The following is a 20013-nucleotide window of genomic DNA, read 5'->3' on the forward strand; positions in this document are numbered from 1 at the left end:
TCGGGCGGCGTTTTCGTTGCGCGATGCGTCGATGGTCACGGCAATCGCGGGTTGCCGAACGCGTCGCGTTCTTCGTTCGCGTCATACACCGGCGGCTGCACCGCCGTAGGCTGCTCTTCCACCGTGGCCCGCAGCGGTGCCTCGGCGGTGCCGTCACGCGCCAGCGCCACGCTGTCCTCGCCGCGCTGAAGGCGCAGGGCGTTGCCCAGGCACTGCGCGGCCAGTGCAGGTTCGCCACGCTGGGCGAAGGCTTCACCCAGTGCTTCCCATGCCGGCGCACCGGCACCGGCGGCCACGGCCTCGTGCAGGAAGGTTTCCGCCGCCGCCCAATCCTGCTTCGCCAGCGCCACCCGGCCCTGGGCCAGGCGCAAGGCCGCCGAATCCGCATGCACGTTGCGCCAGCGCTGCAGGTTGGCCTGGCGGGTGGCCAGTCGGTCTACCGGCAGGCGGCCGTACAGCGCCACCAGTTCGTCGTCCCAGCGCTGGTCCAGTGCCTGTTCCAGCGCCAGCAGGGCGGGTTCGTCCCATTCCAGCGCCACCGCGCGGGTGGCATAGGCACCCACCACATCGGGCGTCGGCCGCAGCGCTTTGGGCGTGGTTTCCCACTGCGCGGCCAGCGCGTTCACATCGGCCGCTTCCAGCAGCGCCTGCGCGGCCAGCCGGGCTTCCAGTTCGCTGGCGGCCTCGCTGGGCAGCACCTTGCTCTGGCGCAGCGCGCCCAGCTGGCCGTAAGCCTCGTGGGCGCGGCCAGAGCGGGCCAGCGCTTCGGTGCGCAGCCACAGGCCACGCGGCGGCAGCGGCTGGATCGCCGCCACGTCCAGCACATTGATCGCATCCACCGGCAGATCGCGGGCCAGCAGCTGTTCGGCGCGCAACAGCGCGTGCAGCGTGGCATCGCGCTCGCCCAGCCGCTGCAGCAGCGCTTCACCGCCGGCGCCGTCGGCCCGCGCCTGCGCGCTGCGCACCGCGTTGGCCAGCGCGATCGCCGTCACTTCCGAATCCTGCGCGGCACCGTCCAGCAGCTTTTCCGCGCGCTGCCACTGGCCGTGTTCATAGGCCTGCAGGCCATCGATCAGGCGCACCCGGCCCTGCTTGCGGCGGTAGCGGCCCCAGGCACGGAACGGTGCGGCAATCAGGCTCCACAGCAGCCACAGCACCAGCACGGCGATCACCGCCAGCAGCGCTACCTTGGGCAGGTTGCTGTGGTAGTCGTAGCCACCGTGGCGCAGGATTACCTCGCCATAGCGGTTCAGGTCTTCGGCGCCCAGCCATTGCGCGGCAACGATGCCGATGGCCACGGCCAGCAACAGCACGACCAGGGATTGCACGGGCTTCATACGGTCTTACCTCCGGTCGGTCTGGGTGCGCAGCTGCCGCAGCGTGCTGCCAAGTACGTTGCCATCGGCCTGTAGCGGCAGTTGGCGCAGGGCCTGCAGTTCAGCACGTTGCGCGCGCAGGGCTGGTGAATCCGGCCAGCGGCGCTGCGCCCACTGGTCCACACGTGCCAGCGCGGCATCGCGGCCGCGGCCATCACCGCGCTCAATGGCGGCACGGGCCAGGGTCAGTTCCAGTTCCAGTGCCTGTTCGGCGCTGGCACGTTCGCCGGCAGTCAGCGGCCCCTGCAGGCGGCTGGGGGTGATATCCACGAAGGCCGCGATGGCCGCCTGCCACCAGGGCCGCGCGACCGGCGCCACGGGCGCTGTGGTCTTCACCTGCGAAGGCAGGCGCTGCAACGCCTGCGAGACCGCATCCAAGCGCTGCAGGGCCAGCACGCGTGGGCCATCGCCCAGTGCATCCAGGGCTTCGCGTTCCTGCACCAGCGCCTGGCGCAGGTTCAGGCCATCGCTGTCGGGCAGTTCGGCCAGCGCGGTGGCGGCCAGGCCGTACAGGCGGCGCGCGCCATCCACATCGTCGGCGAAGGCCAGGCGCTGCGCGGCCTGGGTCAGCAGCAGCTCGGCCTCGTCGCGCTGCACCGCCTGGCGGCCCAGGTTGGCGCTCTCGGTCAGCTTGGCCAGGTTTTCTTCCAGCAGCGCGCTGCGCTGGGACAGGCCCAGCATCTCGTCGCGCAGCACGCGGTTGGTGGCCGCCGCATCCTGCAGGCGCTGGCTGCTGGCGCGCTGGTCGCGGCGCAGGGCGTCCACCGCTGCTTCCAGGCCCTGCAACTGCACGGCGGCGGTCTGCGCCTGCGCCTGCTGTTCGCGCTGCTGGTGCTGCCAGAAGTACCAGGCGCCGTAGCCGGCGGCCGCCAGGCCCACCACCACGGCGCTGGCCAGCAGCCAGCGGGCAGGGGAACGGGGGGCGGCAGGGGGCGTAGTGTCGTTCATCAGGCTTCCTTGTCGGCGGCGCGCCCGGGTGGGCCCGGCCGGCGGCGTTGCACACAGCATCACCGTTGGCGATCAGCGCAGCAAGCGTGTGCCCGGCGCCTGTTCAGTTCGCTGCCGGGGCGGTGAGTGCGGTGTGTGCGGCAGCGGTCATCTGCGCGACAGTGGGGCCTTCGCTGCGCACCACGCGCTGCAGGCCCAGTGCCTGCGCCTGCGCGGCCAACCGCTCGCTGGCGGCCAGCACGGTGGCCTGCTGGCGCAGTTGCTGCTGCCAGTGCGGTGGTAATTGCTGCCAGAACCGCTGCAACGCTTCGCCACTGCTGACGGCCAGCAGCCAGGGTGTCGCCGACTGGGCCAGGCGCGACAAGGCACGGCGCGGCAGACGCAGCGGCACGCGTTCGTACACGTCCGAACGCAGGATCTGCGCGCCGGCCTGCTGCAACTGGGCGGCAATCAGGCCGCGGCCGCCGGGGGCGGTCACCAGGCCGATCTGCAGCCGCTGCACGTTGTCCAGGGCGGGTAGGCCCAGCAGCCCTTCGCTGTCCATCCGCTGCGGTGCCTGCACGTCGGCCACGCCCAGCGCCTGCAATGCACGTGCGGTGCAGGCGCCCACGGTCAGCCACGGGCCGCGCTGCGCGGCGGGCAGGTCCACCCACGCCGCTGCCGCCGCCACCGCCGCCGGGCTGGTGAAGACCACCCGCGGGCAGGCCAGCGCCTGGTTCAGCCGTTGTTCCACCGCCGCGCCCTGCAAGCGCCGCAGCCGCCACGGCGAAAACGCCAGCGTGGTCCCGCCGTAGCGGGCTGCGGCGCGGCGCAACCCGGCATGCTGCCCCTGCGGGCGCAGGGATATCAGGGTCCAGCCAGTGGGTATCGTATGGTCGGGCATTGACGTCATTATGCGGGCCCTTCGTTGTCGTGGTTGCTGCTCCGATGTCCGTTGATGCCCTGACTTCCTCGCTGGCCTCCCTGCAGGACGTGCTCGACTGCATGCCGGCCGTGCGCGCCATGCAGATCCGTCTGGATGGCTATGCCGACGGCGTGCTGCGCATCACCGCGCCGCTGGTGGCCAACGTCAACGACAAGGGCAATGCCTTCGGCGGCAGCCTGGCCTCGGTGCTCACCCTGTCCGGCTGGGCCCTGGTCAGCCTGCGCCTGCGCCTGGCCGGGCACGACGCCGAGGTCTACGTGGCCGACAGCAACCTGCGCTACCTGGCGCCGGTCTACGAGGACCTGCACGCCCATGCGGCCGCCGCCGAAAGCAGTGCCTGGGACACCTTCCTGTCCACCTTCCGCCAGCGCGGCAAGGCACGCATCAGCATCGTCGCCACCCAGCCCGGCGCCGATGGCCGGCCGGCGGCTGAATTCAGTGGTCGCTTCGTTGCCTTCGCCAAAGGGTAGGATGTCAGGCTGACGTCCTTGGGGAACCCACCGATGCGCCGCTTGATCCAGATCCTGTTGTGTTCGTTGCTGCTGGTCAGCGCCGTTGCCGGCGCCGCCGCCGACGACCTGACCCGCAAGCAGCGCAAGCTGCTGGAAGAAACCCAGATCGCCTACGGGGCCACCATCCGCTGGGGCACGATGGACGACGCCATCGCCTACCTGGACCCGCAGCTGCGCAAGGACAAGCCGCCCACCCAGTTCGAGCTGAACCGCTACGCCCAGCTGCGGGTGTCGTCCTACCGCGAGCGCAGCTCGGCTTCGCTGGACGGCGGCCAGGTCGAGCGCCGGGTGGAAATCGGGGTGATCAATCAGAACACCCAGGCCGAACGCACCGTGGTGGTGACCGAGCGCTGGCGCTGGGACCCGGAAGCCAAGCGCTGGTGGCAGGCGGCCGGCCTGCCGGACCTCTGGCAGGGGCAGTGACGGCCAGCGTGCGGCTTGTGCGACAATCGGCCCCCGCTTATAGACCCGTGATCTGAGTGAATTACGAAGAGCTGCTGGCCTTTGCCGGCCGAAACCCGATGCTGTCCGCAGCCCTGGTGGGCCTGACCGTGGCGATCATCGTCACCGAGGTCCGCCGCCTGTTCCGGGGCTTCAAGGGCATCAAGCCGGCTGAACTGACCCAGCTGATGAATGCCGGCGGTGCCGTGGTGGTCGACCTGTCGGCCAGTGGCGACTTCGAAAAGGGCCACATCGCCGGCAGCCGCCAGGCCCAGGCCAGCGCGTTCGGTCCGGAGCACAAGCTGGTGGCCAACGCCAAGCAGAGCCCGGTGGTGCTGGTGTGCCGCAGCGGCAACGCTTCGGAAACCGCCGCCAAGGCGCTGAAGAAGGCCGGTTTCGAAAAAGTGTTCGTGCTCGACGGCGGCATTCCCGCCTGGCAGCAGGCCGAACTGCCGCTGGTCAAGGGTCGCAACTGATCGAACGTGGTGGCGGCATTGGCCTTGTGTGGGCCACCTGTCGCCCCCATCGCTGTAGTTCGACCTACGTTTTCATTGCATTCATCTGGAGTTACAGGAAATGTCCGAAGAGATCACCAACGGCGCCGCTGCGCCGGTCGATGCCGCTACCGGCCCCGCTTTCACCGTCGAGAAGATCTACGTCAAGGACGTTTCCTTCGAGTCGCCGAACGCGCCGACCATCTTCAATGACCAGGTGCAGCCGGAGCTGCAGCTGAACCTGAACCAGCAGGTGCAGCGTCTGGGCGAAAACGCCTTCGAAGTCGTGCTGGCCGTGACCCTGACCTGCCAGGCCGGTGAGCGCACCGCCTACGTGGCCGAAGTGAAGCAGGCCGGCGTGTTCGGCCTGGTCGGCCTGGACCCGCAGTCGATCGACGTGCTGCTGGGCACCCAGTGCCCGAACATCCTGTTCCCGTACGTGCGCCAGCTGGTCAGCGACCTGATCCAGGCCGGCGGCTTCCCGCCGTTCTTCCTGCAGCCGATCAACTTCGAAGGCCTGTACGCCGAAACCCTGCGCCAGCGCCAGGAACAGGGCGACGCGCCGTCGCTGGCTGATTCCGAGCCGGCCGGCAACGCCTGAGCTTGGCTACGACGTCACGGATGAGCGATACCGCTGACAAAGTCGCCGTGCTTGGCGCCGGTTCCTGGGGAACCGCGCTGGCCACGCTGCTCGCCCGGCACGGTCACCCGACCGTGCTGTGGGGGCGCGATGCCGCCGTGGTCGAAGCCATCGACCAGCGCCATGAAAACCCCCGCTACCTGCCGGGCATCCCGCTGCCGGACAGCCTGCGCGCGACCACCGACATGGCGGCCGCCCTGCAGGATGCCGCCTGGATCCTGGTGGTGACCCCGTCGCACGCGTTCAATGAAACCGTGCGCGCGCTGGCGCCGCTGCGACCGGCCGGTGCCGGCGTGGCCTGGGCCACCAAGGGCTTCGAACCGGGTTCGGGCCGCTTCCTGCACGAAGTAGCGCGTGAGATCCTGGGTGACGACGTGCCGCTGGCCGTGGTCACCGGGCCGTCGTTCGCCAAGGAAGTGACCCAGGGCCTGCCGACGGCGATCACCGTGCACGGCGACGTGCCCGAGTTCGCGCAGACGGTGGCCGAAGCCATGCATGGCCCGGCGTTCCGCGCCTACACCGGCGATGACATGGTGGGTGCCGAACTGGGTGGCGCCATGAAGAACGTGCTGGCCGTGGCCACCGGCGTGGCCGATGGCATGCAGCTGGGCCTGAATGCCCGTGCTGGCCTGATCACCCGCGGCCTGAACGAAATGCTGCGGCTGGCCGCGGCCATCGGTGCCAAGCCGGAAACCCTGATGGGTCTGGCCGGTCTGGGTGATCTGGTGCTGACCTGCACGGGTGATCTGTCGCGCAACCGCCGCCTGGGCCTGGCCCTGGGCCGTGGGCAGACGCTGCAGGATGCCGTGCGCGAAATCGGCCAGGTGGTTGAATCGGTGCAGACCGCCGACGAAGTGATGCGACAGGCGCGCCGTCATGGCATCGACCTGCCCATTTCCGACCGCGTGCGTGCCGTGCTGCACGGCGAGCAGACGCCTGAAGAAGGCCTGCGCGCGTTGCTGGCGCGGGAACAGAAACCGGAATACCCGGATACCCTGTTCAAGTGATCTGAAGAACCCCGGCCCAGCGCCGGGGTTTTTTTTGGGTCGCGCGCGCGAACCCGCTCCTGGTAGGTGCCAAGCTTGCTTGGCACAGCGCATCACCGCGCGCGGCCCATCCACGCATGGCGTGGATCTACAACGTGCGGGAACCCGCTCCTGGTAGGTGCCAAGCTTGCTTGGCACAGTGCATCACCGTGCGCGGCCCATCCACGCATGGCGTGGATCTACAACGTGCGGGAACCCGCTCCTGGTAGGTGCCAAGCTTGCTTGGCACAGCGCATCGGCGCGCGCGGCCCATCCACGCATGGCGTGGATCTACAACGAGCGGGAACCCGCTCCTGGTAGGTGCCAAGCTTGCTTGGCACAGCGCATCGGCGCGCGCGGCCCATCCACGCATGGCGTGGATCTACAATCGCGGCTTTACATCACGACACGGACAGGGAATGAAGTCCAGGAATCTCGCCATCTCATGGCTCATCGCGCTGTTGGCCGCGTGTTCGCCGGCGCCTGCACCGGCACCGCAGGCAGAGTCTGCGCCTGCACCCACGCCGATGGCACCCGAACCCGCACCCGCACCCGCATCCGAGCCCGAACCGTCCATTGAAGACGGCGTGGATCCGTCGGTGTGGGACAACGAAGGCGAGCCCGAAGGCGAAACCCACGGCGGCGAACTGAGCTGCCAGGACAACCCGCTGGCCACCTACTTCTTCACCCTGGTGGGCGGCAACACGGTGGACGACTGCGGGCGCAAGGACGCCCGGCTGCTGGCGGCGTTCGACGCGCTCATGCAGGAGACCGCCGATGCCGAATCCAGCGAGCCCGGCATCGCGCCGCTGCGCGAACGCCTGCTCAGTGGGCCCAGCGCACCGGGTCAGCCGGTGCAGCTGCAGGACGGCGCCTGGTGGTTCTACACCGCCTGCCAGGCCCACCAGTGCCCCGGTACCGCGCTGGCGGTGCTGTACTCGCCCGAGCAGGGGCGCATGGTGGGCCGGCTGGCCGCGCGCTGCAAGGTGCGCTGGCTGGGCGCGCCCAACGACGAACAGCGCCAGCGCATCGCCCACCTGCGGCCGCTGGACCCGGCAACCCTGGCCGGCGAGGACGAGGACTGCCGGTAAGCGGGTGGCCCGGTCTATGCGTCCGGGCGCAGGCGCGTGCTGATCTGCGCGGTCATCGCCAGGCAGGCCATCATCAGTCCTTCCACCACGCGGTCGCCGGGGTGATCGCTGGGCGGGCCGTTCTGGCGGATACGCTCGGCGGCCAACAGCATTTCCAGGCCCACACGCAGGCCGGACAACGCGCATTCGGCGTCGGCCAGTGCCTGCTGCCGGCCGGGCATCAACTGGCGTTCGGGCCAGGGCTGGCCATCGGCGGCCGCGCCCTGGCCGATGCGGCGCAGCGCGGCAACGAAGGCGCTGGGCAGTTCAGCGGTGTCGGCGGTGGCCGGTTGGTCGGCGCTGGCGGCAGCGCGGTGCGGGTGCAGGCGGGGGAATTCCGGGGTGGTCATGGCTGGGGCTCCGTGCGGGACGAACGGTGGCCGCCACACAAAGGTGGCGGGCGGAGACGTGGCTCGAAAACCGGGGCTTCTGCTATACCGGCAGGCACAAGGCCTCCACGCTCCGCCCGCCATGGCCGGCAGACGGATTGCCAGCCGGCGCCACGTTAGGCGACGCCGGCTGGCAAGCGTAATCAAGCAGAAGCACGGGTTTTCGAGGCCCGGCCACCGGTGCGCTGGTGGCCCACCTTGTCTACCCGCGCAGCCGCGCTGCGCCCATCAGACAAGTTGCAATCGCACCACGGTGCGACGCGCCTGCGTAGTCTTCCATGCCGCCCAAACCCCTGCGGCAACAAGTGACGCAGGCGAACGCCGCCCAGTGCCGATATGCGACAACGGTCTTGATCACGCCCCCGTGCTGCGCACCATCCAGTGCCAGTTGCGACAGCTCTGCAGTGCTACGCTGGGCGCCAACCGCCGCACCGTTCCTCCACGTTGTTCCGATAGGGGCTCGACCCATGACGGATGCCACAACGCCTGTCGACCTGTTCGCCGCACTGCGCGGCCTGCTGCGCGACGCCGCCGGTTCTCTGCAGGTGGTGCACGACAGCCCCGAACACTTCTACGCCAACGGTCCGCACCCCGATGCCAAGGGCAAGCCGCAGTTCTTCGGTGCGGTGAAAGTGTCCGGGCGCAAGCACGCCTTCCACTTCATGCCGGTCTATGAATTTCCCGAGCTGCTGGCCGACATCAGCCCGGCGTTGAAGAAGCGCATGCAGGGCAAGTCCTGCTTCAACTTCGACTTCGACACATGGGATCCGGTGCTGATGGACGAACTGGCACAGCTGGTTACGCAGGGAACAGCCCGCTACCGCGCGTTGGGTCGGCTGTAAGCGGCGCTGTTCGAATGGCTGGGCCGCACTCAGCCTGCGTGCACGTAGCGGTCTTCGACAATCTCGGTCACCTCGTCGTCCTCGTCCAGGCGGAATTCCAGATAGCCATCGTGTTCGCTGAAGACGGCCACGCCCTTCGTTTCCTCGATCACGCAGAAGGACAGCGGCACGGCCATGAAGAAGCCACTGCGACTTCGCAGTTCAACACGGCGCGCATGGCTGAAATCACGCGCGCCCAGACCGCTCTCGCGCAGCTCCTGCGCTGAACGCCCGCGTTTCATCGACAGTTCCTCTGCCCAGTCGCGCACGACGTCCATGGGGCTGCGTAGGGGCTTGATCTGCATGATGCTGCGGTTCCGTCTGCATGGGCGACAAGCCTAACCGGCCTGACCTTTGGCATGGGCCGACCGCTATCTGAAACAGCTGGAAGGCGAGGGTTGAACTGAACCCCGCGCGGCCTGGCGCCGTGAACCTGCCGCGCGCACCGACACCCTGGCAATGATCACCACATAGGTCGCCAGCATGCCGGCAGCCAGGCCCATCACTTCCATTTCCCAGTTGTCACGGTACGGGGAAGGCCCGGCGATGGCCCAGCCCAGCAGCAATGCCGCCATCAGCGCCATCATGCGGTGGGATGAGGTGATCAGTGCATCTTCGCTGGCGTGGCCCAGGTTGGGATCCCAGCGGCCGATCAACCAGCCAAAGCCACGCCAGTAGTCCCGCCCCACCAGGTAGTGAAGGAACACCACCCCGGCCAGTGCGCTCAGCAGGAACTGCAACAGGGGATGCACGGGTCGTCCTTGTACGCGCGTGGGGGATCAGCCGTGTGGTTCAGCCGGGCAAGCCGGTCGGCCGCCAGCGGGGACAACGTTCCTATCTTAGCCAAAGCCCTGAAAGCATCAGGGCGCTGGCGAAGGACAGCAGACAGCGGGCGACGATCATCACGCCGGGCTGTGCACCGCCTACCGCAGGCGCCACCTTCTTCCAGTTGTCGGCGTTGCAGGTTTCATGAAAGCGCTTGATGGAAGTACCGATGACGTTGATCAACGCGATCAACACCGCCATTCCCCATAGACACAGCAGCGATATCGAGACCTCAATGGCGTACTGCTTGGCCGTGGCGACAGTGAACAACGCCAGCGATTGGGCCATCCACTTGAGCAGAACGCTGATGCCCACGGTCCCCGCAAAGACCAGCAGCAACAGCACACCGACCTTGCGCCATTGCGCCTTCGCGTTTGATTTCTGCCCGGTCCAGAGAAGCCACAGGGCAAGCGCCTGGAAAGCGGCGTAGAGCACTGCGTGCATCACTCGTTGCCGCGGTGTCGCGGGTGCGTCCTGCCGGTTGGTGACGCTTGCCCGCGGGCGACAGCGCCGCGTCCGGCACGTCGATCTCCACATGCAAGCCCAGCTCATCCAGCACGGTAAACAGCTTGCCCCACTGCACGGTGGTACCGCCGCGCTCGATCTTGCTCAGGAAATTCTCGCTCACCCCGATTCCTTCCGCAGTGGCATCTTGGCGTAGCCCTTGGTGCTCGCGCACCGCCTTGACCAACGGGCCGAGGTCAGCGGCGTTTTCCAATCGAATCTTCAACGCTTGGTCCTTACGATCATGCAGTTCTGTCTTCGAAGGTCGAGTCTGGCTGCGGCACGCAATCCTCACTCTGATGAGGATTTAACGTTAAATCGCTGCGGATTGCATGGAATCCGCAAGTTCATGAGGATTTTTAGGTAGTTCGTGCGAGGCCGACCAAACCGCCACAAGTTCCCTGAACGGGAACCTCATTCATGTACTGGTCAGTTCAATATTCAGGGTCGATTTCACCAGCAAACGGATAATTCACACCTGTCGACCGCCTCCTCTCTCCCTCTCCCGGGAGGCGGCCGGCGAAACCAAAAATAATTAAAGGTGTGTCCCGATGATCAAGAATTCGCTGCTTGCCCTGGGTCTGCTGGCTGCCCTTCCGTTCGCTGCATCGGCTGCCGATGGCCTGTCGTACAACTATGTTGAAGGCGGTTACGTAAACACCGATGCCAAGGGCGGCGACGCCGATGGCTGGGGCGTGAAGGGCTCGGTTGCAGTGCACCCGAACTTCTCGGTCTTCGGTGACTACAGCAAGCAGGAAACCGACACCTTCAAGAACGATGTCGCCCAGTGGCGCATCGGTGCCGGCTACAACTATGGCATCGCACCGAACACCGACCTGGTGGCTCGTGTTGCGTACCAGAAGTTCGACCTGAAGCACGGCCTGGACTTCAACGGCTACTCCACCGAAGTGGGTCTGCGTACCGCGTTCAACCCGTACCTGGAAGGCTATGCGCTGGCCGGTTACGAGGATTACAGCAAGAAGCACGGCATCAATCCGGAAGGCGAGTTCTACGGCCGCGTCGGCGCCACCGCCAAGTTCAACCAGAACTGGGGCCTGAGCGGCGAAGTGAAGCTGGCCAAGGCGGGCGACCGCGAGTGGTTCGTGGGTCCGCGCTTCAGCTGGTAAGACATCGCTCTGTCGTTAGTGCGTGTAAGTGGCATGTGACTCTCTCTCTCTCTCCCGCATGCCATCCGAAGCCCGGCCTTGTGCCGGGCTTCTTTTTTGCCTGGACGCGCCGCGTCGCCCAACGGTAGATCCACGCCATGCGTGGATGCTTTGCAGTAGATCCACGCCATGCGTGGATGCTCTCCTCAGCCACGCATGGCGTGGCTCTACTGCAGCTGTGCTCGGGTGGTTCGGCTATCATCGCCGCCTCAAGCCAGCAGGATGTTCCATGAATTCCCAGCCCGCCCCGATCACCGCCCTGAACCACACGCTGGACAACGAGCCGCAGCAGATCACCGCGCCGTTGACCCATTGCGCGGCCTTCCTGGTGCTGAAGGTGAAGGACGATGCCGAATCCATCGCCACGGTGCGGCAGGTGCTGGGCAGCACCGACGATCTGATCAAGAACACCGCCATCCGCGAGATCGAGCGCACATTCACCTGCAACGTGGCTATCGGCCACCGCGTGTGGGAACCGCTGGTGGGCAGCACGCCGCCGCGCGAGCTGAAGCCGTTCCGCCAGATCCAGGGCGCCACCCACACCGCGGTTTCCACCCCGGGTGATCTGCTGTACCACATCCGCGCGCGCACCCAGGACCTGATCGTGGCCTTCGAGCGCAACCTGCTGCTGGCCTTCGGCGATGCGGTGGAAACGGTGGATGAAGTGGCCGGCTTCCGTTACTTCGACGGCCGCGACCTGCTCGACTTCGTCGACGGTACGGCCAACCCGGAGGGGCTGTCGCTGCCGGAGGCCACCATCGTCGGCGACGAAGACCCCGACCATGCTGGTGGCAGCTACGTGGTGGTGCAGAAGTACCTGCACAACCTGGAGGCCTGGCGCGCGCAGAAGACTGAAGCACAGGAAGCCATCATCGGCCGCACCAAGCACGACAACATGGAACTGGACGATGCGCCGGCCGATGCGCAGAAGTCGCACAAGACGCTGTGCACCATCGAAGATGCCGACGGCGAGCACGAGATCCTGCGCGACAACATGCCGTTCGCGCGCCCGGGCCACAACGAGTACGGCACCTACTTCATCGGCTACACGCGCCGGCTGTGGGTGATCGAGCAGATGCTGGAACGCATGTTCATCGGCAATCCGGCGCCGCTGCACGATCGCATCCTGGATTTCTCCAAGGCGGTCACCGGCGTCACCTTCTTCGCGCCCTCGCGCAAGGTGTTGGCCGACCTGGCCGAGTAGATCCACGCCATGCGTGGAAGAAGCCGCGCGGCCCGGCGCACCTGGGCAGTCGAGCAAGCTCGACTCTACGGGGCCGAGGCGACCTGCGGTGCGCGCGCGGCGGCCTGCCACGCGCGCAGGCCGAACACCGCCAGGCCCAGGAAGAACACGTACAGCGCGGCGGTCACCTGCAGCGACTTGAACAGGTACGTGCCCACGTACACCACGTCCACGCCGATCCACACCCACCAGCACGCCGCATGTCGGCGTGCCTGCCACCACTGGCCGACCAGGCTGAGTCCGGTCAGCAGGGCATCCAGCCACGGCAGTGCGGCATCGGTGAAGCTGTGCATGACCGCGCCCAGTGCCACGCCGCCGCACACCCCGATGGCCAGGTCGCGCAGCAGCTTGCCGCGCGCCAGCGGCACGATGCGGATGCTGCCTTCATCGGCGGCATGCTGGCGCCAGTTCAACCAGCCGTAGACCAGGAAACCGCCGAAGATCACCTGCAGCAGGGTGTCCGAATACAGCTTGGCTTCGGCGAACACCAGCCCGTACAGCGTTACCGACAGCAGCCCCACCGGCCAGGCCGACAGCCGGCGCCTGGCCATCAGCCAGACGCCCAGCACGCTGCACAGCGCGGCGGTCCACTCGAGCAGGGGCCCGTTCACAGCGCGAACGTCACCGACAGGCGCGCCTGCCGCGGCGCACCGGGGAACAGGTAGTAATCACCGGCGCTGCTGCCGGTGTCACGCCAGTAGAAGCGGTTGAACACGTTGTCCACCGACAGGTTCCAAGTGACCGCACGTTCGTGCAGGCGGTGCTGGAAGCGCAGGCCGGCATCGAACACCGAATAGTCCGGCGCACGCACCGCGCCATCGGCACGGGCCACGTTGGCCGATGCATAGCGCCAGCCCCCGGTCACCTGCAGACCCTGTGCGAACGGCAGCGCATAGGCCAGGTGCACGCTGGCGCGCACCTTCGGCACGTTCACCAGCTGGTGCCCTTCATAGGCCGGCGTTCCGGCATCGCGTGCGCGTGCGCGCAGCACGCTGGCGCTGGCCACCACCTGCAGCGCATCGGTCAGCTGGCCGTTGGCGGTCAGCTCCAGCCCGGTGTGGGTCTGCTGGCCTTCCTGCACGAAGGTGAAGCCCACATCGCTGTCGTCGGGTTTGGCGTACTGGTAGGGCTGGCTGATGCGGAACACCGCCGCGCCCACGCTCAGCGCCTCGTTCGGCGCGTACTTCACGCCCGCTTCCAGCTGGCGCGATTCCACCGCCGGCAGGAAGGTGTCGGCGTTGCTGGTCCAGAACGGCGCTTCCTGCCCCAGCGAAATGCCGCGCACGTAGCTGGCGTAGGCATTCAGCTGGTCGGTGGCCTTCCACACCAGTGCGGTCTGCGGCAGGAAGCGCGACAGGCGGCTGTGTCGCTGCGGGTTGCCGCGCTTGTCGTAGGCGCGCTCGTCCAGGCGCACGTAGCGGCCACCGGCCAGCCACTGCCAGTCGTCACCGAAGCTGAGCCGGTCCAGCGCGAAGAAGGCGTTCTGGCGGCTGTCCAGGCGCCGCGCGGACGGGCCCGGCTGCAACGGCGACGGGTCGAACACCGGCACCTGGCCGTCGTGGTAGTTGGTGGTGCCCACGTACTCGTTCACGCTGGGGCGGCGGTCCACGGTGCGGCGATAGGTCTCGCCGCCCAGGGTCAGCTCATGGCCCACGCTGCCGGTAGTGAAGCGCCCGCGCAGCTCGGCCCGTGCCTGCTGGTTGCGGCGGGTGTCGTCGGGGCTGCGGTAATCGTAGACATCGTAATCGCCATTGGGGGCGAAGTAGTTGCCCGGCACGCTGCCGTCGGCGCACTGCGCGGCGTAGTAGCAGCCGTAGGCGAAGGCCACGTTGTCATCGATCACCGTGCGGCTGTGGCCAAACGCCACGCGCGACTGCCAGCTGCTGCTGAAATCGTAGGTGTGCTGCACGGTGATGTTGGTGCTGGCAATGCCCACCGGCATCTGCCACGGCTGGTAGCCCAGCAGGTGGTCGCGGTCCACGCCGCGCGGCAGTTCGCTGGCCCCCAGCAGCTGGTAGCCCGATGCCGAGCGCTGCGAACTGGTCTGGTAGTTGGCATCCAGTTCCAGCTTGCCGCGTTCGCCGATCAGCCAGTCGGCGGCCAGCGAATAGAAATTGCGGCGGCCATCGAGGTGTTCGATATACGAATCGCTGGCATCCCAGGCGGCGTTGAAGCGCACGCCGAAGCGCGGGGTCAGCCAGTGGCCCACGTCCACGGCGGCGTAGCGCGAGCCTTCCGAATCGGTGCCCAGGGTGACCGTGCGCACTTCGGCCGGGCGCTTGCCTACGTAGTTGATGATGCCGCCCGGGGCCATCACGCCGGCAGCGAGGCCGGCTTCACCCTTCAGGATTTCCACCGATTCCACGTTCTCCAGCGCCAGCCGCTGTTCGCCGGCCATCGACAGGCCGTTGAAGCGATAGCCGGTGGCCGCATCCAGCGCGAAGCCGCGAATGGCCACGTTCTGGTAGTAGCCGACCGGGGCATAGGCATCGCCCAGCGAGGCATCGTTGCTGGCCAGTTCGGACAGCGAACGCACCTGGCGCTGTTCCAGGTAGCTGCGGTCGAGCACGTTCACCGATGCCGGGGTGTCTTTCCAGCTGCCACCGCCGAAGGCATTGGCGTGCGAACTGGCAGAGGCCGGCTTGCCGGCCTGCACGCGCACGGCGGCCAGATCGGTGGGCGAACGATCGGAGGTGTCGGCGGCATCGGTGGCGGCCTCGCTGGCATGCAGCGGCAGGGCGGCACACAGGGCCAGGGCGAGCAGGGTGGGGCGCAGGCAGCGGTTCATTCGGTTCGTCTTCTGACAGCAAGGGAGACGAAGCGACGGCGCACGGACGCACGGGCCCAGGGAACGGGGGTGCGACAGCTGCTCAAAGCTCCCTACGCCGGTGCAAACCGGATCAGGTTCCAAGGGACTCTCTCAGCCTGGCAGATCCAGGCACCCCCGCTTCAGGTGACCATTTCACTACAAACCGTACGGATTTGCGAGCCCGGGCACGGGGCGGGGGTCAGAGCCCTTTCCCGTGGAAAGGGATCCGACCCCAGGCTTGTAGGCCGCTATGCCGCAGCGTGCAGCGCCTGCAGCAGGGCTTGCCCGGCCGCCGTATGGAACCAGGCCGGGTGGCCCAGCATGAACGGCTGCCAGGCCACGTCGGCATTGGCAGTGGAGCCGGTGATGCTTTCGAAGTACTCCACTTCGGACAGTGCGAAGTCGAAATGCACCATCGGCAGCAGGTCGGCCAGCAGGTGCACGCGCTCGGCCGACAGCGGCAGCACCTGCCGGTAGCCGGCCAGCAGGGCCAGGGCGATATCGTTGCGCACCGCGTCGGCGCCGCGCTGCAGCTCCAGCCAAGCCACCGCATTGCGCTCGATGGCCGTGGCCAGGTCAAACAGCGCGCTGGTGGGCGAAGCCAGGCCGAAATCGAGCACGGTGGCGATCTGACCGTCGCTGCCCCACAGCAGGTTGGAGACGTGCCAGTCGTTGTGCGCCCACAGCCGCGGCTCGTGCTGCAGCTTCTCGGCCAGGCCGGCATGCCAAGGCAGCACGTGCTCGCGCAGCTGCGCCTGCCAGGGAATGCGCGCCAGGTAGCGGGCCAGGCCGGGGCGATCAGGCAGGCTGGCCTGCAGCGCGGCGATGGGATCGTGTACGCGGATCAGATCGTCGCGTGCCACCAGGATATGGGTAGCGCGCTGCGGCGCCTGGTAATCGCCCGCGGCATGGTGCAGCCGGGCCAGCATGCGGCCGGCTTCCTGCGCCTGTGCGATGTCGGTCAGAAGGGACCACGAAGGTGCATCGCGATAGAGGTCCACGCCGGCGCCCACCGCGTGCAGTTCGTAAGTCCAGGGGCCCTGCTCCAGCGCGGTCTGCCCGTTGTCTGCAGCAAGCACCTGCACCACCGGTACATCACGCGCCGCCAGATGGGCAATGAAACGGTGTTCTTCCTGCAGCACGGCGGCACTGCGCACGCTGTGGTGGTGGCGCTTGATGAAAACGGCGCCGTGTTCGCCGCGCGCGATCGCCGCAGCCGAGAGCGGGCGCGGGCTGTGCCATTGCAGCGTGGCAGTAGGGCCGAGCTGGGTATAGCGCTGCCCCAACCAGGCCAGGTCCTGCGCGGAAATCGCCGGCCAGTCGGCCGCGACCTCATCGTTGTTCAGGCCCTGCACGCGGCGGGAAGTATCGGTCATGGTGGCGCGTTCGCAGATCGGATGGGCAGCAGCACAGCGCGTTCATGGTACCGCCCGTGCCGCGTTCCTGCGCTGGCCCGGTGAAGAGGGCGCATACCCGTGCTGGTTAAACTGGCAGGCTTACATTCTGGAAACAGGGAGGCACCGGGACGCAATCGTGCGATGTTTTTTCTCTATTTTTCTTGGCGCACTGGCGTGCGTATCGACCGGCCAGGCGCTGGCACAGCCCCACGATCCCAATGCGGAACCGTGGTTCGACGCAGGCGGCGCCGCCCGCTTCAACTATGGGTGGCTGGATTACGGCCCCACCAGCGGGCTGCAGCTGGAACTGCTGCGTGCCGACATCGATGCCGGTGCCGGGCCGTTGTTCTTCTCGGCGCAGTACCGCTGGTATGACGGCTTCGATGCGGTCCACCATGCCTATGCAGGCTGGCAGTTCAACGAAGACACCGATCTGCGTGCGGGTATCCAGCAGGTGCCGTTCGGCCTGCTGCCCACGGTGTCGCAGAGTTTCTGGTTCGGCTCCGGCTACTACCTGGGCATCGAGGATGACTACGATCCCGGCCTGCTGCTGCAGCATCGCAGCGGCCACCACCTGTGGCATGTCGGCTGGTTTGCCGGCGATGAGTACGGCGACGCGGCGCGCTACGACCGCTACTCGTTCGATGTGGCGCGAACGCCGGAGCTGCCCTACCGCGAGCGCGATCGGGTAAACCTGCGCTACGAACATGACCGTGACTGGCACGGTGGAACCCTGCTGTTGGGTGCGTCGGCGTTCAGCGGTTCGGTGCAGAACGTGGAAACGCGCCGCCATCATGATCACCACGGCATGGCCGTGCATGCGCAATGGTCGCGCGATGGCTGGACCACCCAGCTGCAATGGGCGCGCTACCACTACGATGTGCCGGGCGCGACGATCGCGTTGTCGGCTTTCCAGGCACCGTTCCAGATCGCGCGCAAGGCCGATGTGCCCAGCGTCAACGTGGCCTACTCGTTTGGCGAACAGCGTTGGCTGGATGACATCACCTGCTACAACAACCTGAGCATGACCCGCCCGCTGCAACGCCAGACGGGCATGCGCTCGTCGTGGCAGAACGTCACCGGCTGCAGCCTGGGCAAGGGCATGATGCTGACCTACATCGACTGGATCGCCGGCAAGAACATGTGGTTCGCCGGCGGCGATGGCATCGGCCTGGACCCGCAAGGGCCCTCACGCTGGCACTCACGCCTGAACCTCAATATCGGTTTCTACTTCTAGGACGCCCTTCATCGCGGTCCGCCGCGTATTCCCTTCACGCATTTCCGTTCACGGAGGACGACATGCCGAGCTCCGCTCCGCACCCCACCCCCGTCAGGCAGCGCATCCTGCCGCAGGTATTCATTCCCACCGCGGCGATCGTCATCGCCCTGCTGGCCCTGGCCGCGTTCGCCCCTGACCTGGCCACGCGCTGGTTCACCGCCGCCAAGACCTGGACCGCCAACGATGCCGGCTGGTTCACCATCCTGGCCGTCGCCGGCTTCCTGGTGTTCGTGGTGGGCGTGGCCGTCAGCGGCTATGGCCGCATCAAGCTGGGCCCGGACCACAGCCGCCCCGACTACAGCTATGCCTCGTGGTTCGCGATGTTGTTTGCCGCCGGCATGGGCATCGGCCTGATGTTCTTCGGCGTGGCCGAACCGATCATGCACTATGCCACCCCGCCCACCGGCACGCCGGAATCGGCTGCGGCGGCACGCCAGGCCATGCGCATCACCTTCTTCCACTGGGGCGTGCATGCCTGGGCGATCTACGCGGTGGTGGCGCTGGCGCTGGCGTACTTCGGCTTCCGCCACAACCTGCCGCTGCGCGTGCGCTCGGCGCTGTACCCGCTCATCGGTGAACGCATCCACGGGCCGATCGGCCACACCGTGGATACCTTCGCTGCGCTGGGCACCATCTTCGGCCTGGCCACCTCGCTGGGGCTGGGCGTGATGCAGATCAACTCGGGCCTCAATTACCTGTTCGGGCTGGAAGTAAGCACGCTGGTACAGGTGGTGCTGATCGCCGTCATCACCCTGGTGGCCACCGGTTCGGTGGTGGCGGGCCTGGACAGCGGCGTGCGCAGGTTGTCGGAATTGAACATGATCCTGGCAGCGGCACTTCTGGCCTTCGTGCTGGTCTGCGGGCCCACCGTGCACCTGTTGCAGGTGCTGGTGCAGAACACCGGCATGTACGTGTCGCAGCTGTTTTCGATGACCTTCAACCTGTACGCCTACGAGCCCACCGGCTGGCTGGGCGGCTGGACGCTGTTCTATTGGGGCTGGTGGATCGCCTGGTCGCCGTTCGTGGGCATGTTCATCGCGCGCATCTCGCGTGGCCGCACCGTGCGCGAATTCGTGGTGGGCGTGCTGCTGGTGCCGCTAGGCTTCACCTTCCTGTGGATGACCATCTACGGCAACACCGCCTTGTTCATGGTGCGCGCCGAAGGGGTACAGGAACTGGTGCAGACCGTTTCCAGCGACAGCTCGATGGCGCTGTTCGAATTCCTGCGCCACCTGCCGTGGACGATGGCGACCTCGTGCCTGGCGGTGCTGCTGGTGGGCCTGTTCTTTGTCACCTCGGCCGATTCCGGTGCACTGGTGATCGACATGCTCACCTCCAAGGGTGAGGAGGAATCACCGCTGTGGCAGCGCATCTTCTGGGCCTTGCTGGTGGGTGCGCTGGCGGTGGCGCTGCTGTTTGCCGGTGGCCTGGAATCACTGCAGGCGGCCACGATCGCCAGCGCGTTCCCCTTCACCCTGGTGATGATCTTGATGTGCTGGGGCCTGCTGAAGGCGATGCGCCTGGATGCCACCAAGCGCTCGATCATCCGCGACGCACGCATCCTGCCCGGCACCAGTGATGACTGGCGCGCGCGCCTGCGGCTGCTGGCGCACAACCCGGTGCAGGCCGAGGTGCTGCGCTTCATCGACCAGAAGGTGATGCCGGCCCTGCAGGACGTGGCCGGTGAACTGCGCCGGCAGGAGCTGGAGGTCGAGGTGACCCTGGGCGAGGATGGCCGCGCCTGGCTGCAGGTCGGCCATGGCCAGGAAATGGACTTCTTCTACTCGGTGCGGCCGCAGCCGTACGAGCCGCCCAGCTTCACCCTGCAGGACCCGCGCCGTGCCGCCAAGGCCGGGCGTTACTTCCGCGCCGAGGTCTATCTGCGCGAGGGCGGGCAGGACTATGACGTGATGGGCTGGACGCGCGTGCAGCTGATCCACGATGTGCTGGACCAGTACGCCCGCCACCGTCAGTTTCTGGACCACGTGCGCTGAACAGCAGAACGCCGGCCGTTACTGCGGCCGGCGTT

At 67.3% G+C, this 20013-nt stretch carries 21 protein-coding genes, 1 pseudogene and 1 riboswitch; of the genes and pseudogenes, 11 read left to right on the forward strand and 11 right to left on the reverse strand.

The annotated features are described in order from the left end of the window. Positions 1 to 35: 35 nt before the first annotated feature. The 3 genes from C1932_RS00740 to C1932_RS00750 form a co-directional block, all read right to left on the reverse strand. Positions 36 to 1337 (reverse strand): heme biosynthesis HemY N-terminal domain-containing protein, encoded by a 1302-nt coding sequence (locus tag C1932_RS00740; protein ID WP_108760886.1) that lies wholly within the window; start codon positions 1335 to 1337, stop codon positions 36 to 38. A 6-nt stretch (positions 1338 to 1343) separates the two neighbouring features. Further along, on the reverse strand, positions 1344 to 2324 hold the full coding sequence (locus C1932_RS00745) for a uroporphyrinogen-III C-methyltransferase (protein WP_108760887.1): 981 nt from the start codon (positions 2322 to 2324) through the stop codon (positions 1344 to 1346). Positions 2325 to 2427: 103 nt separating this feature from the next. Next, entirely contained in the window at positions 2428 to 3216 is a 789-nt protein-coding gene (locus C1932_RS00750) for a uroporphyrinogen-III synthase (protein ID WP_108760888.1), read from the reverse strand. Between the two features lie 35 nt (positions 3217 to 3251). Here C1932_RS00750 and C1932_RS00755 point away from each other — a divergent pair, with 35 nt between their 5' ends. From C1932_RS00755 to C1932_RS00780, 6 genes are all read left to right on the forward strand, one after another. Then, positions 3252 to 3719, forward strand: coding sequence for a YiiD C-terminal domain-containing protein (locus C1932_RS00755; RefSeq protein WP_108760889.1), 468 nt, complete (start codon positions 3252 to 3254; stop codon positions 3717 to 3719). 33 nt (positions 3720 to 3752) lie between these two features. Beyond that, positions 3753 to 4184: a hypothetical protein gene (locus C1932_RS00760; protein ID WP_108751794.1), complete on the forward strand. Its 432-nt coding sequence runs from the start codon at positions 3753 to 3755 to the stop codon at positions 4182 to 4184. Positions 4185 to 4240: 56 nt separating this feature from the next. Next, positions 4241 to 4678, forward strand: a complete 438-nt coding sequence (locus tag C1932_RS00765; RefSeq protein WP_108748050.1) for a rhodanese-like domain-containing protein — start codon at positions 4241 to 4243, stop codon at positions 4676 to 4678. Positions 4679 to 4778: 100 nt separating this feature from the next. Next, entirely contained in the window at positions 4779 to 5297 is a 519-nt protein-coding gene (gene secB, locus C1932_RS00770) for a protein-export chaperone SecB (protein WP_004153553.1), read from the forward strand. A 20-nt stretch (positions 5298 to 5317) separates the two neighbouring features. Then, positions 5318 to 6343, forward strand: a complete 1026-nt coding sequence (locus C1932_RS00775) for an NAD(P)H-dependent glycerol-3-phosphate dehydrogenase (RefSeq protein ID WP_108748051.1) — start codon at positions 5318 to 5320, stop codon at positions 6341 to 6343. A gap of 545 nt (positions 6344 to 6888) precedes the next feature. Then, on the forward strand, positions 6889 to 7452 hold the full coding sequence (locus C1932_RS00780) for an Ivy family c-type lysozyme inhibitor (RefSeq protein WP_234412234.1): 564 nt from the start codon (positions 6889 to 6891) through the stop codon (positions 7450 to 7452). A gap of 14 nt (positions 7453 to 7466) precedes the next feature. On the opposite strand, the gene C1932_RS00785 is transcribed toward C1932_RS00780, so the two are convergent. Continuing rightward, positions 7467 to 7841 (reverse strand): hypothetical protein, encoded by a 375-nt coding sequence (locus C1932_RS00785; protein ID WP_108760891.1) that lies wholly within the window; start codon positions 7839 to 7841, stop codon positions 7467 to 7469. 506 nt (positions 7842 to 8347) lie between these two features. Here C1932_RS00785 and C1932_RS00790 point away from each other — a divergent pair. After that, complete coding sequence (locus C1932_RS00790) at positions 8348 to 8722, forward strand: hypothetical protein (protein ID WP_108760892.1); 375 nt, start codon at positions 8348 to 8350, stop codon at positions 8720 to 8722. Positions 8723 to 8751: 29 nt separating this feature from the next. Here the strand turns inward: C1932_RS00790 and C1932_RS00795 are convergent, their stop codons facing one another. The 4 genes and pseudogenes from C1932_RS00795 to C1932_RS20095 all read right to left on the reverse strand — a co-directional run. After that, positions 8752 to 9066, reverse strand: coding sequence for a hypothetical protein (locus tag C1932_RS00795; protein ID WP_108760893.1), 315 nt, complete (start codon positions 9064 to 9066; stop codon positions 8752 to 8754). Positions 9067 to 9132: 66 nt separating this feature from the next. Then, positions 9133 to 9513 carry a hypothetical protein gene (locus C1932_RS00800; RefSeq protein WP_234412236.1) on the reverse strand — a complete coding sequence of 127 codons (381 nt, stop codon included), beginning with the start codon at positions 9511 to 9513 and terminating at the stop codon, positions 9133 to 9135. Between the two features lie 82 nt (positions 9514 to 9595). Next, positions 9596 to 10030, reverse strand: coding sequence for a hypothetical protein (locus C1932_RS19910; RefSeq protein WP_199912043.1), 435 nt, complete (start codon positions 10028 to 10030; stop codon positions 9596 to 9598). Between the two features lie 115 nt (positions 10031 to 10145). Beyond that, positions 10146 to 10385: pseudogene (locus C1932_RS20095) on the reverse strand (helix-turn-helix transcriptional regulator); the annotation flags it as partial. A 259-nt stretch (positions 10386 to 10644) separates the two neighbouring features. Here C1932_RS20095 and C1932_RS00815 point away from each other — a divergent pair. Next, positions 10645 to 11217 (forward strand): Ax21 family protein, encoded by a 573-nt coding sequence (locus C1932_RS00815; protein WP_199911434.1) that lies wholly within the window; start codon positions 10645 to 10647, stop codon positions 11215 to 11217. Positions 11218 to 11485: 268 nt separating this feature from the next. Next, positions 11486 to 12460, forward strand: a complete 975-nt coding sequence (locus tag C1932_RS00820; protein WP_108760895.1) for a Dyp-type peroxidase — start codon at positions 11486 to 11488, stop codon at positions 12458 to 12460. Positions 12461 to 12525: 65 nt separating this feature from the next. Here the strand turns inward: C1932_RS00820 and pnuC are convergent, their stop codons facing one another. The 3 genes from pnuC to C1932_RS00835 form a co-directional block, all read right to left on the reverse strand. Continuing rightward, on the reverse strand, positions 12526 to 13098 hold the full coding sequence (pnuC, locus tag C1932_RS00825; protein ID WP_108763305.1) for a nicotinamide riboside transporter PnuC: 573 nt from the start codon (positions 13096 to 13098) through the stop codon (positions 12526 to 12528). Positions 13099 to 13106: 8 nt separating this feature from the next. After that, positions 13107 to 15287 (reverse strand): TonB-dependent siderophore receptor, encoded by a 2181-nt coding sequence (locus tag C1932_RS00830; protein WP_108760896.1) that lies wholly within the window; start codon positions 15285 to 15287, stop codon positions 13107 to 13109. 72 nt (positions 15288 to 15359) lie between these two features. After that, positions 15360 to 15455: riboswitch (TPP riboswitch) on the reverse strand. 101 nt (positions 15456 to 15556) lie between these two features. Then, positions 15557 to 16684 carry a phosphotransferase gene (locus C1932_RS00835; RefSeq protein WP_108760897.1) on the reverse strand — a complete coding sequence of 376 codons (1128 nt, stop codon included), beginning with the start codon at positions 16682 to 16684 and terminating at the stop codon, positions 15557 to 15559. A 157-nt stretch (positions 16685 to 16841) separates the two neighbouring features. Here C1932_RS00835 and C1932_RS00840 point away from each other — a divergent pair, with 157 nt between their 5' ends. Beyond that, a complete protein-coding gene (locus C1932_RS00840) occupies positions 16842 to 17942 on the forward strand; it encodes a hypothetical protein (protein ID WP_234412237.1) in 1101 nt (366 codons plus the stop codon). A gap of 62 nt (positions 17943 to 18004) precedes the next feature. Then, positions 18005 to 19978, forward strand: a complete 1974-nt coding sequence (gene betT, locus C1932_RS00845) for a choline BCCT transporter BetT (protein ID WP_108760898.1) — start codon at positions 18005 to 18007, stop codon at positions 19976 to 19978. The last annotated feature ends 35 nt before the right edge of the window (positions 19979 to 20013 follow it).

Source organism: Stenotrophomonas sp. YAU14D1_LEIMI4_1, from assembly GCF_003086815.1.
Classification (GTDB): Bacteria; Pseudomonadota; Gammaproteobacteria; order Xanthomonadales; family Xanthomonadaceae; genus Stenotrophomonas.